The following is a 12,974-nucleotide window of genomic DNA, read 5'->3' as shown; positions in this document are numbered from 1 at the left end:
ATAGCTTATTTGTGAATCATAGCCGTGAGACTATCGGCAATTTTTCGATCATTCGCCAGTCGAGGCAGTTTGTTTTGACCCCCTAATTTGCCAATGGATTTCATATATTTTTTGAATCCATCTTTTGGAACGATCGTTATACGCAATGGTGAAAGAATTTTTCCTTCAATCAAATCGTTGTAATATGAATTTTGTTTTCTTAAGGCATCGTCAATCGCTTTTGCCAATGGTGCTATCGTGTTAGGAGTCTCTTGAAATTCTATAAACCATTCGTGATAAGGTAAAGTTTCTTGTTCTGGATGTACTTGAGGAGCTACCGTAAAGTCTTTTATGATGATACCTAGGGCATCTGCACCTTCTTTAAGTGCCTGATCAACTTCTTTACCAATCACATGCTCGCCAAATGCAGATATAAAATGCTTAATTCTACCAGAAACTAGTACGCGATATGGCGAAGTGCTCGTAAATTGTATCGTATCACCAATATTGTAGGCCCATAATCCTGCATTTGTAGAAATCAGGAGTACATAATTAACACCTATCGCTACCTCGGCAAGAGTTATCCTTTTTCGGTGCTCTTCGAAAAATTCATCGGCTTTCACGAATTCATAAAACATACCCGAATCTAATTGCAAGAGCATTCCGTTTTCTTTCTGGTTATCTTGAAAAGCAAAGAAACCCTCTGAAGCCGGATACAATTCGATCCCTGCTACCTTTCGACCGATCAATTTTTCAAAAGTACTTTTATAGGGCTCAAAATTAACACCTCCATATATAAATAACTCAAAATTTTTAAAAAGCTCTCCTATATTTTGATTTGTTTTTTTCTGAAGTTTTTCAAAATACATTTGCACCCAGGGCGGAATACCACTAATAATGGTCATATTTTCATCGACAGTCTCTTCTACAATGGCCTCTACTTTCTCTTCCCAGTCCTCTATACAGTTCGTCTTCCAACTTGGCATTCTGTTTCTTTGAAGATATTTAGGAACATAATGTGCGACGATTCCTGATAATCTACCTACTAATATGCCGTTCTTTTCTTCCATTTCAGGACTTCCCTGAAGAAAAATCATTTTACCATCGACGAAGCTTGCGTTTCCTGTTTCTGCTATATAACATAAAATTGCATTTCGCGCTGCATTGATATGGGTTGGCATTGATGCAGCAGTGAGCGGAATGTATTTTGCGCCACTCGTAGTTCCAGAGGTTTTTGCAAAATATAAGGGTTTCCCTGGCCAAAGGATATCTTTTTCACCCTGCACAACACGATCTACATAGGGTTTTAATGCTTCGTAATCTCGAATAGGCACAGCTTTGGCAAAGTCTGAGTAAGATTGTATACGCTGAAAGTTATGATCTTTTCCAAATTGTGTATCCTTTGCTTGTTGTAGTAAACTTTTAAATACCTTTTCCTGAGTCTTTACCGGGTCTGAAGCCCACTTGTTAATTCTTTTCCTAATGTACTTGGCGAATAATTTAGCGCCTACTGTTTTTAGAGACATCTATATGCTGTTAATTTCAGATACAAGGTAAATGGTGAGCGCGAAGTTTCATTCAAAATCAATAAAATTTAACGGATCGGTGGGGAATCCGTCCTTCCACAACTCAAAATGCAGATGGGGGCCGGTAGATAATTCGCCCGTCGAACCAGCGGTTGCTATCACTTCTCCAGAGGCTACCTGTTCCCCTTGTTGTTTTGCCAGTGAAGCATTATGTTTATAGACCGTTAACAGGTTGTTGTTATGTTTTAGAATAATCACATGACCTGTTTCTGCCGTCCATTCTGCAAAAATCACAGTTCCTGATGATGCAGCTTTAACGGGGGTGTCTTTGGTCACCGCTACATCTACCCCGTAGTGTTTTTCGTTTACATCATATCCTGAAGTAACGTTACCTTTCACCGGAGGAAATAACGAGAAGTCGGTGCTGGATTTTTCGCTTTCAAACAAACTGTATTTATCCTCTTTTGATACTTCTTCTCGAAGTTTTATATCTCGTGCCGAAGGTGCGAGGTCAATTTCTTCAGGATTCAATTTTTGAGATTGTATGGCAGAATCGACATCAAATTCGACAGTTTTCACATCACCGGTCAATACTTTTCGTATAGATTTATAATACTCTTGATTAACATTAATTACCGTTTCTAGAGAATCTGTGGTACTGGCAAGCTGGGTAGCTTTTAAATTTAAAGAAGTCGAAGAGTATCCCGGTATGTATTCCCGCAAAGGCGTAAAAGCAATCAAAAAGGTGGTCCCGGCTATCAAAACAATACCTGTAATAGTTACCATAACGAACACATTAAGCCTATTGAGTTTAAACGATATACGTTCCTCAAAAGTGTCTTCGTTTAAAATTACCAAGCGATACTTATTCAGTAGCTTTTTCGTAATTTTTTTTGGTTCTTTATTCTTTTTTGCCATAGGTTTACGACACAAATATACATAATGAACGCATACCACACATAGAATAGTATAACGTATTTAACAGGGTTTATGCGCTAGAAAACCCCCGTCTGCCATTTTAATAGAAAAAGGCGGGCAGGTATTACTGCTTAAAACTGCCGCAAAACCAAACACTACGTTGTATTTTTAAGTGTCACCGTAGCCCTTGGCCTCCACTCAGGGTAAACTGCTATGCCAAAACTTAGAAGACACTTTCAACACTACATCTCACCCAAGGTATTGCGTTGTAGTAACAGTTTCAAACCTTTTAACGACGTTTTAATACTTAAACCAGGTTGAAGTAACAGTTCGAAAAAACGGATTCTAACTGTTTTTTAACAGCATAAACCTAATATTTCGTCATTTCTTGCTAACTTTGTAATCTAATAGGTCAAATATGATAGCATCAAGTATAATTTTAGGAATGATAGGTCCCTGGCAAATTGCCCTGATAGTAGTGATTGTGCTACTGCTATTTGGAGGTAAAAAAATACCCGAATTAATGAGAGGACTAGGTAGCGGAATTAAAGAATTTAAAGATGCGTCTAAAGAGGATGAAGATTCTCAAATAGACGAGAAAAAATAGTTTTAAAAACATACATTAATTGCACCCCTTCTACATTAGTAAAAGGGGTTTTTTGTGTTGTTCTCTTTCAATCTTAATCCCATAGGCAACGACCACCATTCATCGAAGGCGAGATTACTATATCCCTAGCTCTAAAAGGTATACTAACATTCGCTAAGCATGAGCTTAAAAAACACCTAGTCAATCAAGGATAACTGAATTCTTTTTCTGGAAATATCTACATCAATAACGGTAACCATCAAATGCTGGTGTAGTTGTACAATGGCATTTACATCGCTTATAAATTCATTAGCGAGTTTAGAAATATGGATCAATCCACTCTCTTTTATCCCTATATCGACAAAACAACCAAAATTGGTAATATTATTTACAATGCCAGGAAGCTTCATTCCGGTTTTTATGTCGGAAATACTTTTTACATTAGGATCAAATTCGAAAACCGTAGCCTTTTTTCTTGGGTCTGCTCCTGGTTTTTCGAGTTCTCTTACAATATCGGTCAATGTGGGTAAACCGACCTCTTCTGTAATATAATTTTGTAATTTGATGTTTTTGATGGCCGAAGCATTACCAATCAAATCTGTTAAGGGTACTCCGGCTTCTTTTGCCATTTTTGATACCAAAGGGTATCGCTCTGGATGCACGGCAGAGTTATCCAGGGGATGGTTCGGACTCGTAATTCGTAAAAACGCCGCGGCCTGTTCAAAAGCTTTCTCGCCAAGTCGCGGTACTTTTTTGAGTTCTTCTCGTGATTGTAGGGCACCATTAGCAGATCTGTATGCTACGATGTTCTCGGCAAGTTTTTCTCCAATTCCCGATACATAACTTAACAAAGGTACACTTGCAGTATTTACATTAATCCCTACACTATTTACACAACTCATCACTACGGTGTCTAATTCATTTTTTAGTTTGGTTTGATCCACATCATGCTGATATTGCCCAACACCAATAGCTTTTGGATCAATTTTTACCAGTTCTGCCAAGGGATCTGCTAATCGTCTTCCTATAGATACCGCACCTCGAACCGTTACATCATAATTGGGAAACTCTGATCTCGCAATTTTTGATGCCGAGTATACCGAAGCTCCACTTTCATTAACCATAAAAACCTGAATTGGGTTTTCAAAAGGAATTTTTTTTATAAAAGCTTCGGTTTCGCGAGCCGCAGTACCGTTGCCAATTCCTATCGCTTCAATCTTATAAGCATTAACAAGAGAACGTATTTTTTTGATGGCATTGGTCGTTTCTCGTTGGGGCGCATGCGGATAAATATTCTCATTATGTAATAAATCCCCTTGATTATCTAAACAAACTACTTTACAGCCCGATTTAAAGCCAGGGTCTATTGCTAATATTCTTTTTTGCCCAAGGGGTGAAGCTAATAATAGTTGTTTGAGGTTTTGAGCAAACACCTTGATCGCATTATCATCAGCTTTTTCTTTGGCTTGATTAAGTACTTCTGTAGCAATAGCAGGGGCCAAAAGTCGTTTGTAGGCATCAGAAATGGCCAAGAACATATGATCGGTACATGCCTCGACATTAGTTTTGATCACAATGTCATCAATACGGTCTAGGGCATCATCTTCGGGTACCGAAATTTTTACGCGTACAATTTTCTCATTTTCCGCTCTTAATATTGCCAATAATCGATGTGAAGGGCATTTATGTAGCGGTTCTTCCCAATCAAAATATTGCTGGTATTTTTGAGCTTCCTCTTCCTCTTTTTTAGTTTTTATAACCTTTGCAACAATGGTCGCTTTTCGTTGATACAATCTTCTTAAACGCTGTCTCACTTCTTCATCTTCATTGATCCATTCAGCAATGATATCTCTTGCTCCTTGTAGTGCCATTTCTTCATTCTGTACAGTATCGTTAAGATATTTTGAAGCTTCAAAAAGGATTTCTTCTTCTTTTTGCTTCATAATAGTTTGTGCCAAGGGTGCTAACCCTTGCTCCCTGGCCACTGTTGCTTTGGTTTTTCTTTTTTTCTTAAATGGAAGATAAAGATCCTCGACTTGGGTAAGGGTGTCTGCCGTTTTCATTTTCTTTTCAAGATCCGGGGTGAGCGCCTCTTGTTCTTTGATTGCTGTAAGAACAGTTTCTTTTCTTTTCTGCAGCGTTTCAAACGCAGTTTTATATTTTACAATTTCACCAATAGCTACCTCATCCAGATCTCCTGTCATTTCTTTACGATAACGAGCAATAAAAGGGATTGTAGCACCTTCATCTAAAAGAGCAACTGTTTTACTAATTTGTTTTTCTGAAATAGGAAGATACTTTGTGATATAAGAAATGGTATTCATAAACATAGTATTACAATCGCTAAATATAGCTAAATTGATACAAAATGACATTTAAGATTTATAAAGAATAAACTTGGAGTTTGAGGCAAAAAACGTAGGTATAGCCTTAGCTACACCGAGGATTTTTAACGAAAAAATCGAAGTCTTTTCTATGAAGATTTGTGTTATTTTATATTGATTTAGCTATATAATGCCAAAAATGGTCGATTATTTTATAGCAAAGAAGAAAGTTTTCTACAACTTCGAATCTACGTACAGGTTGCTAGTATAATTCGTCTTTCACAGTTTCTTCAATATCTAATTTTACCAATTCCCAATACTTATTTCTTAAACAAATTGGGTCAAAATCGGTATCTGCCTCTGTAAAATCAGTTAACTTTTTTATAAGTTCATCTTTGGAATGCCCATAGGGATATTTCTTAACATAAAAATTTATCATTTGCTTTAGTGAAAAATGTTCTAAAAGTTCATGTAAATCCCAAAAATCTTTTTTTCTACCATTATTGCCAATCACTTCAAGTTTCATTGCTGTAATTTCTTCAAGTTGAGACAGCCTTAGTCCTTCAAATTCAATAATTGGAAATACAAATGGTTCTGTATAAAATAAATCTACCTTTATAGTTTCATCAACATCACCAATGTAATAGGATTTACCTATACTTTTGTTTCCTCCATATCCCATTTCTACTTTTTCAAAAGAATTAAGAAATAAGTTATCTAGTCTTTCAAAATTAATTGAACCGTATACTACATCGGTAAATAGATCAATATCTATAGAGACCCTATGACCTAGCAATAAGCTAAGTGAGGTACCTCCTACTAATCGAAAAGATTTTAACTCATCAAATGCCATAAGTTTTGAGAGTATCCTTAGCAGTGCATCTGATACTGTGTTTTTATGAAAATTCATTTTAAAGATTTATTTGTCCAAAAAAAGACTGTACTTCTTTATATTATGGTCAAACGAAGGAAGAAAATCATTTTTTATATTTTTGAGTTCTTTTGAAACAACCTCTTTTCCGTAAAACGAAATAATTTTTCCGATATCATGGTCATTGCCTCTTTCAAAAACCCTTTTTATAACGGCCCTTTTATTTTTGTCCCAATCAATAGTGTCAAAATCAGTATCCCAAAATATATTTTTTCTAATATGTAATGCACTGTAATTTTTATAACGTTGTTGTTTCAATCGCGCTTTTCTTACATCATAACTTGCCTGTAATAACATGAAGTAGTCATCGCTAACTCCAAATCTTTTTCCTAATTTTATTGAAAGATTGGGATTAATGCCTCTCTTTTGGTTTAAGATAGCGCTAATTGTTTGCGCATGTTCATCTATAGCGCTTGCTAAGTCTTTATTTTTAAGTGCTTTCTTTTTTAACACTCTTTTTAAAATTGCTCCAGGGTGTATTCCTTTTATTTTAGAAATTTCGGGCAGCATAACTCTTTAATTTATATCTTAAAGATACTAAAATGAGTTTTGATAAACAAATTTGTTTATTATTTCAAAATTGATATCATACGTGGTGTATTATGAAAGAAATATTAAAGAAAAATATCAATCAAGGTGATTTTTCGTAGTGAAATGAAGAAAAATTGTATCAAAAATAGATTTTCAAATGAAAAACCCTACTTACATACACTTTTTTTTCAGTAACGCACCCAAATGGACTGATTTTGAATGAGAAAATCAAAATGCTTAACAGGTTCGAGAGGTAAAATTTAAAAATAGTCTTTACTATAAAAGATTAAAATTTATACTCTAGGAATATAACAAATAATAATAGTAACAAAATAGTGATATCTATTCAAAAACGGCTACCGCTCTAACGGGTGAGCCAGTTCCTCCTCTAATCTTTAAGGGAAATGCGATAAATCGGAAGCGACCTCTACCTATTAATCGATGAAGATTGATCATATTCTCATAATGCGTAAAGTTAAGTGCTCCACAAATACGATGTACTTCTTTATTCGAAACTCCGGGTACACCGGGAGACATCGTTTCTACTCCAAAAGCTGCTATTTTCTGCGCTCCTAACCACTTTGCTGCTTCGGCAGTAATACCTGGTCCCTTAAACCAATCAGACTTTCCAAAATTTCTTCTATAATGGTCGGTATGTAACAAAATGGTATCGCCTGGTTTGACAACTAGGTGGTCTTTTTTACAAGCTTCTTCGATTTCATGAGATTGAATGAGCTCTTGTAGCCCTTTGTGCGAAAAATCCAAACAAATACCTTCCGTATAAAACAAATGTAACGGCATGGTATCAATAGATTGATCTTTGTAAGCTTTACCCATGTGATTTATAGCGTCTACATGAGTACCTGTATGTTCTCCGAGCTCAAGTTTGTAGACACTGGGGGTATTTGTAGTTGCATTGATATTACCCTCCCACTCCTCATGAGAATTGTGCATATTTATTTTTACCTCAGGTAACCCTTTATAGACAGGCATCCCCGCATAAATTTCTTGACTTAAGTCGATAATCTCTGGCGTCATAATTATTCAAAAGTAATACTCTTCATAATAGCTTCTAGCTCGAACATCTGATCTCTTTTGTTTACAGAAGGAGCAAAAACAAACCCTTCTAACACGACTATTCTATTGTTTGGTACATCTCTAATAACATAGTTTACAAAAGGTCCTGCCATAAACCTATCTTTTATTTCCCATGTACCTTTCGTTTCAAACGTAAATTTATCGTCTAATGTAGTTTCATATAAATAAGGCGCATAGGCCTCTTCTGTTACGAAATTGCCTACTTCTGTCGGAATTTTTATGGCACCAATAGAATCTCTCATTTTAATAATGCTTGAAATCGTATTAGAATCTTTGGAAACTATACCTAACGGAAGTTCATAAATCATAAGATTCATACTACCTTGCGGAATATCTTTGCGAATCCAAAAGAAATTGTCTTCTTCTATAGCAATTCTATACGCTGTTGGAATATTTAAAGAAATACCCAATTTTTCTTGCAGCTGTGGTATTTTTTCCAAAGATTTACGTATTCGCTTTTGTTTTTCACGTGTTTCTATCAATTTATATTTTGAAATGATCGTTTCATGATTTTCTTGTATATGTTCTATAATTTCTTTTTCGCTCCCAGAAAGAACTATACCCAGTTGCGGAGTCGCATACTTATTGTCCAATTCGGTATACTCACTTTTTGAACCTATATTAATTTGAAGAAAGGTACGGTTCTTACGAGCCAATCCCGAAAATGCATTATGTGGTATTTGCCGCATAGAAAATAGAGGTTCTTCCTGCGGTAATCCTGGTACTTCGGCTCCAAAATACTTTCGAATAGTGTCACCTAACCTTCCGTTCCACAAATCATTATCAAGAACTACAGAAAGTTCATTAATTTTACCTACTGAATGGGCCATAGCACCTTTAGATGCCTGATTTTTATTCGTTTTTGTTTCTGTACAGCTTAACATACATAATACACAACATAGCAGGAGTAGTAAAAAATTCTTCATGTGTTTGAATTTCAGTAGTTATTTAATAATACGCTAATTGCAAATTGAGAACGTATAGAATCATGATATAATCATATCGATAGGTATTAACCTCATCGCAAAGGCTTATTCCAAAAAACGTAATTTGCGGTTAGGATCTTGAAAGCTTCAGTTTCATACCGGGTTTTATACCACTACCGCTAATATCGTTCCAATTTCTAAGATTTTCGACAGAAATGCCTTTAAATTTTTGAGAAATACTCCATAAAGTGTCCCCAGGTTTCACCGTATACAGTTCTGAAGAACTTTTTATCACAGGTTTTGATGATGTAGAAACCGTTACATTCTTTTTTGGTTGATGTACCACAGGCCTTCTTGGATAAATAGTGAGTCGTTGCCCTATTCTAAGATTATTGGTTCGAAGACCATTCCATTTTTTTATACTGCTTACCCGTACCCCGTAGCGTCTTGCAATTTTGCCTAGGTAATCTCCACTACGCACTCGATATCTAATCCTATCGTTAGCCTCAAAATACTTTGGTAATGGTTTTTCTCGTTTATCAAATTCGGCTTGTGCCAATGCGTAAATTTTTTCTTCGTTGGCTACAAACGGGCCAATTTTATCCAAAGGTAAACGCAATACATAATCTTCATCTTTAATGAAAGGAATAATATCTAATTTGTACGAAGGGTTTAAAAATTGCAATTCTTCAATATCAATATTCATATATTCTGAAACCTGATCGAGAGTTATCATCTGCTTTACCTTGATGGTGTCGGTTTCAAAATGTCCAAATTCTGGTTTTTTGGGTTTAAAATTATGTTTGTCGGCGTATTCAAAAATGTACATTGTAGCCAAAAATGCAGGTAGATACCCTGCCGTTTCTCGGGGAAGATTGTGACGTATATTCCAGTAATTGGTATACCCACCACTACGTCGAATCGCTTTGGTTACATTACCGGGCCCCGAATTGTATGAAGCCAGCGCCAAATCCCAATCTCCAAAAATTTTATACAAATTTGATAAATATTTGCAGGCTGCTTTTGTAGCCATAATGGGATCCATACGTTCATCGACATACGAGCTTACTTCGAGTCCGAACATCTTACCTGTACCAAACATAAATTGCCACAATCCCGTTGCCCCTACTCTAGATTTTGCTCTGGGTTTTAGTGCAGATTCTACAATAGCCAGGTATTTTATTTCTAGAGGTATGTTGTAATTATCCAGTTCTTGCTCAAATAAAGGGAAATAGAACTTGCTAAGCGCCATGAGTCGTTCTAAATGCTCATGACGGTTTTTTAAGTATTTTTTGATAACACTCTCTAACGAAGGATTGTATGCCACATTAAAAGGTGTTTTGGCATTTAATTCTTTAAGTCTTGCTTTGAGTGTATCTGTAGGAAGGTCAACAAATTCGACAGGTTCGTAAGTCATACCGGTAACTGATGCATATATGGTATCAAAAAGGTTCGAATTGTATAATTCTTGTTTCCAAAGCGAATCTAATGTAGCCATTTTTGGATAATCCTGAGCTACATATAGTAAACTATCTTTTATACTAGTTGAAGTAACGGTGGCCGTTTGCAACTCTGAACCTATTGTTCTTATCACTTTGGTGGTATCTACTACCTGAACCGTATCTTGTTGTATATCCAGATTTTCTTTTAGTGAAATCTTTTTAGTTTTGTTTTTCTCTGAAGTTGTTGCGGTAGTTTCTTCTTGCGCTATTAATGATGCAGAAATTAATACAAAACAAAAAATGAATAAAAACCTGTTTTCCATTCTTAGACTTATTTACTTACATTTATTTTTACGAATATCCTTAATTCAACCTAAATGGTTTGCGTCAAGCTGAATACTGAAACGAGTTCAGCACAGGCTCGTTTCAGCTTTTCATCCTTAATTTACCGAAAATAAACTTTATGAGATCCTGAAATGAATTCAGAATGACGTCTCAGTTAAATTTTAGGTATACTAACGGACAATCAAATTTATTTTTATGAGAATTTTGGGGTAAAAACTATTGTTTTTGACAACTTATCAACAATACGATAGCGAAAATCGTATTTTTTTTCAAAAGCACAAAGAATCAATACGTTAAAAACGGAAAAAAACAGGTTAAAATAACAAGTTTACAAATATTCTTACAATAAAAATGAGATTTCTTACAAATTGCCAATTAGACAGCTTGGTTGCTACTATACCGATGAACTTGCAATTTGGAAACTATAAAAATATTATGTACATTTGAATGTACTTTTATGTGTACAATTACAAAATCATATTATGAGAGCGATTACAATTTCAACATTGCGAAAAAATATAAAAAAACACTTTGATTATGTTTCAAAATCTTCTGAAATTATTGTAGTTCCACGAAGTAAAGAGAACGATGCCGTCGTTATCATGTCCATAAACGAATATAACTCATTAAAAGAAACTGGACACTTATTATCTACAAAAGCGAATAGAACCAGATTAATAAAATCAATTGAACAGCTTGATAATGCCCAACTTGCATCTTTTAATGAAGACCAAATTCATGTAGATCATAAATGAACATTGAATTTACTATCTACGGCTGGGAAGATTTTACATATTGGTTAGAACATGATGTTGATACCGCACTTAAAATAAAAGAACTAATAAAAGTAATTAAACAAAATCCATTTAAGGGGATAGGAAAACCAGAACCTTTAAAATATAATCTCAAAGGGTTTTGGTCAAGAAGAATAACCGGTGAGCATAGACTTATCTATAAAATTTCAGGTAGAAAAGGCATTGACCAAAAATGTTCAATAGTTCAATGCAGATTTCATTATGATAACAGATAAAGCCTATTTCCATTACATATCTACATAAAGAGACCGTTCAAATTAGCTATTCGCAACAGCCGCTATTCCAGGCAATGTTTTTCCTTCAAGGCTTTCTAACATAGCTCCGCCGCCGGTAGATACATAACTTACTTTATCACCAAAACCAAATTGTTTTACAGCTGCTACAGAGTCGCCACCACCTACTAAAGAAAATGCTCCGTTTTCGGTTGCTTTTGCTATAGAATGTCCTAAAGCAATAGTACCTTTGGCAAAGTTTTCCATTTCAAAAACGCCTAAGGGTCCATTCCAAAGGATGGTTTTTGATTTCATGATAACTTCATGAAAATTTTCTAAGGTTTTGGGTCCGGCATCTAATCCTTGCCACCCATTAGGTATCATATCGACATCAATTACATCAGTATTCGCTTCATTATCAAATGCATCGGCCCCGATTACATCAACAGGTAGATGAATTTGTACCCCTTTTTCTTCGGCTTTCTTCAAAATATCTAGCGCCAACTCCTGTTTATCATCTTCGCAAATAGAATCGCCAACCTGGCCTCCTTTAGCTTTTATGAAGGTGTAGGTCATACCCCCACCGATGATTAGATGATCCACTTTATCCAGAATATTCTCGATGATCGTGATTTTAGAAGATACTTTTGATCCCCCAAGAATAGCAGTCACCGGTTTTTCTCCACTACTTAGTACTTTGTCGATACTTTCTATTTCTTTTGCCAGTAAATTTCCAAAGCATTTCTGATCAGGAAAAAATTGTGCAATAATCGCTGTAGAAGCATGGGCTCTATGTGCTGTACCAAAGGCATCATTTACATAAATATCTCCTAATTTTGACAATTGCTTTGCAAACTCTTGATCACCGGCGGTTTCTTCTGCATGAAATCTTAGGTTTTCTAACAGTATGACTTCTCCAGGTTGTAAATCGGTTACTGCCGTTTCTGCTTCTGCGCCTATACAATCGGCAACAAATTTGACTTGAATTCCTAATACCTCAGAGGTTTTTTCTACAATATGGCGTAAAGAAAATTCGTCCTGCACCCCTTTGGGCCTTCCTAAGTGCGACATCAGCACTGCGCTCCCTCCATCTTCCAGAATTTTAATGATACTCGGTTTTGCCGCCTGTATTCGGGTGTCGTCTGTTACTTCAAAATTTTCATCCAAAGGGACATTAAAATCTACTCGAATAAGTGCTTTCTTATTTTCAAAACTAAAGTCATTAATGGTCTTCATGTCGCAAGATTACTATTGAAATACGAAAATAGTCCTATTTCATAAAAATATCCAGTTCTAGTTCGAAAAAATTAACAAAAATGATGCTATCGTTAAATTCGTCAT

Annotated in this window: 12 protein-coding genes; 3 read left to right on the top strand and 9 right to left on the bottom strand. The window is 35.5% G+C overall.

The features are described 5' to 3' along the window. Positions 1-5: 5 nt before the first annotated feature. The gene (locus tag J8281_RS16860) at positions 6-1,505 is read right to left on the bottom strand and encodes a GH3 auxin-responsive promoter family protein (RefSeq protein WP_210198829.1); all 1,500 of its coding nucleotides are present in this window, start codon (positions 1,503-1,505) and stop codon (positions 6-8) included. Between the two features lie 48 nt (positions 1,506-1,553). Further along, positions 1,554-2,423: a M23 family metallopeptidase gene (locus tag J8281_RS16855; protein ID WP_210198828.1), complete on the bottom strand. Its 870-nt coding sequence runs from the start codon at positions 2,421-2,423 to the stop codon at positions 1,554-1,556. Between the two features lie 418 nt (positions 2,424-2,841). Between J8281_RS16855 and J8281_RS16850 the strand changes: the two genes are divergently transcribed. Further along, positions 2,842-3,030: a twin-arginine translocase TatA/TatE family subunit gene (locus J8281_RS16850; protein WP_305852742.1), complete on the top strand. Its 189-nt coding sequence runs from the start codon at positions 2,842-2,844 to the stop codon at positions 3,028-3,030. 176 nt (positions 3,031-3,206) lie between these two features. Here the strand turns inward: J8281_RS16850 and J8281_RS16845 are convergent, their stop codons facing one another. From J8281_RS16845 to J8281_RS16820, 6 genes are all read right to left on the bottom strand, one after another. Then, complete coding sequence (locus tag J8281_RS16845) at positions 3,207-5,333, bottom strand: Tex family protein (RefSeq protein WP_210198827.1); 2,127 nt, start codon at positions 5,331-5,333, stop codon at positions 3,207-3,209. Between the two features lie 262 nt (positions 5,334-5,595). Next, complete coding sequence (locus J8281_RS16840) at positions 5,596-6,243, bottom strand: nucleotidyl transferase AbiEii/AbiGii toxin family protein (protein WP_210198826.1); 648 nt, start codon at positions 6,241-6,243, stop codon at positions 5,596-5,598. Between the two features lie 9 nt (positions 6,244-6,252). After that, entirely contained in the window at positions 6,253-6,774 is a 522-nt protein-coding gene (locus J8281_RS16835; protein WP_246849148.1) for a HigA family addiction module antitoxin, read from the bottom strand. Between the two features lie 363 nt (positions 6,775-7,137). After that, entirely contained in the window at positions 7,138-7,833 is a 696-nt protein-coding gene (locus J8281_RS16830) for a cyclase family protein (RefSeq protein ID WP_210198824.1), read from the bottom strand. A 2-nt stretch (positions 7,834-7,835) separates the two neighbouring features. After that, complete coding sequence (locus J8281_RS16825; RefSeq protein WP_210198823.1) at positions 7,836-8,819, bottom strand: DUF4837 family protein; 984 nt, start codon at positions 8,817-8,819, stop codon at positions 7,836-7,838. Between the two features lie 130 nt (positions 8,820-8,949). Continuing rightward, positions 8,950-10,584, bottom strand: coding sequence for a lytic transglycosylase domain-containing protein (locus tag J8281_RS16820; RefSeq protein WP_210198822.1), 1,635 nt, complete (start codon positions 10,582-10,584; stop codon positions 8,950-8,952). Positions 10,585-11,088: 504 nt separating this feature from the next. Here J8281_RS16820 and J8281_RS16815 point away from each other — a divergent pair. Both J8281_RS16815 and J8281_RS16810 read left to right on the top strand, forming a co-directional pair. Then, positions 11,089-11,361, top strand: a complete 273-nt coding sequence (locus J8281_RS16815) for a type II toxin-antitoxin system Phd/YefM family antitoxin (RefSeq protein WP_210198821.1) — start codon at positions 11,089-11,091, stop codon at positions 11,359-11,361. Then, the gene (locus tag J8281_RS16810) at positions 11,358-11,636 is read left to right on the top strand and encodes a Txe/YoeB family addiction module toxin (RefSeq protein WP_210198820.1); all 279 of its coding nucleotides are present in this window, start codon (positions 11,358-11,360) and stop codon (positions 11,634-11,636) included. Before J8281_RS16815 ends, J8281_RS16810 begins: the two co-directional genes overlap by 4 nt. A 42-nt stretch (positions 11,637-11,678) precedes the next feature. Here the strand turns inward: J8281_RS16810 and pgk are convergent, their stop codons facing one another. Next, the gene (gene pgk / locus J8281_RS16805) at positions 11,679-12,869 is read right to left on the bottom strand and encodes a phosphoglycerate kinase (RefSeq protein WP_210198819.1); all 1,191 of its coding nucleotides are present in this window, start codon (positions 12,867-12,869) and stop codon (positions 11,679-11,681) included. Positions 12,870-12,974: the final 105 nt, after the last annotated feature.

The organism is Aquimarina sp. U1-2 (assembly GCF_017897595.1).
Taxonomy (GTDB): domain Bacteria; phylum Bacteroidota; class Bacteroidia; order Flavobacteriales; family Flavobacteriaceae; genus Aquimarina.
Note: the sequence above shows the minus strand (reverse complement) of the source record. Positions and strands in the feature narration are given on the sequence as shown.

Bases quoted from the DNA above. Each gene is read 5' to 3' on its own strand.
- J8281_RS16855 (WP_210198828.1), bottom strand. From the start codon at position 2,423: ATGGCAAAAAAGAATAAAGAACCAAAAAAAATTACGAAAAAGCTACTG.
- J8281_RS16845 (WP_210198827.1), bottom strand. From the start codon at position 5,333: ATGAATACCATTTCTTATATCACAAAGTATCTTCCTATTTCAGAAAAA.
- J8281_RS16850 (WP_305852742.1), top strand. From the start codon at position 2,842: ATGATAGCATCAAGTATAATTTTAGGAATGATAGGTCCCTGGCAAATT.
- J8281_RS16820 (WP_210198822.1), bottom strand. From the start codon at position 10,584: ATGGAAAACAGGTTTTTATTCATTTTTTGTTTTGTATTAATTTCTGCA.
- J8281_RS16835 (WP_246849148.1), bottom strand. From the start codon at position 6,774: ATGCTGCCCGAAATTTCTAAAATAAAAGGAATACACCCTGGAGCAATT.
- J8281_RS16810 (WP_210198820.1), top strand. From the start codon at position 11,358: ATGAACATTGAATTTACTATCTACGGCTGGGAAGATTTTACATATTGG.
- J8281_RS16840 (WP_210198826.1), bottom strand. From the start codon at position 6,243: ATGAATTTTCATAAAAACACAGTATCAGATGCACTGCTAAGGATACTC.
- J8281_RS16860 (WP_210198829.1), bottom strand. From the start codon at position 1,505: ATGTCTCTAAAAACAGTAGGCGCTAAATTATTCGCCAAGTACATTAGG.
- pgk (WP_210198819.1), bottom strand. From the start codon at position 12,869: ATGAAGACCATTAATGACTTTAGTTTTGAAAATAAGAAAGCACTTATT.
- J8281_RS16815 (WP_210198821.1), top strand. From the start codon at position 11,089: ATGAGAGCGATTACAATTTCAACATTGCGAAAAAATATAAAAAAACAC.
- J8281_RS16830 (WP_210198824.1), bottom strand. From the start codon at position 7,833: ATGACGCCAGAGATTATCGACTTAAGTCAAGAAATTTATGCGGGGATG.
- J8281_RS16825 (WP_210198823.1), bottom strand. From the start codon at position 8,819: ATGAAGAATTTTTTACTACTCCTGCTATGTTGTGTATTATGTATGTTA.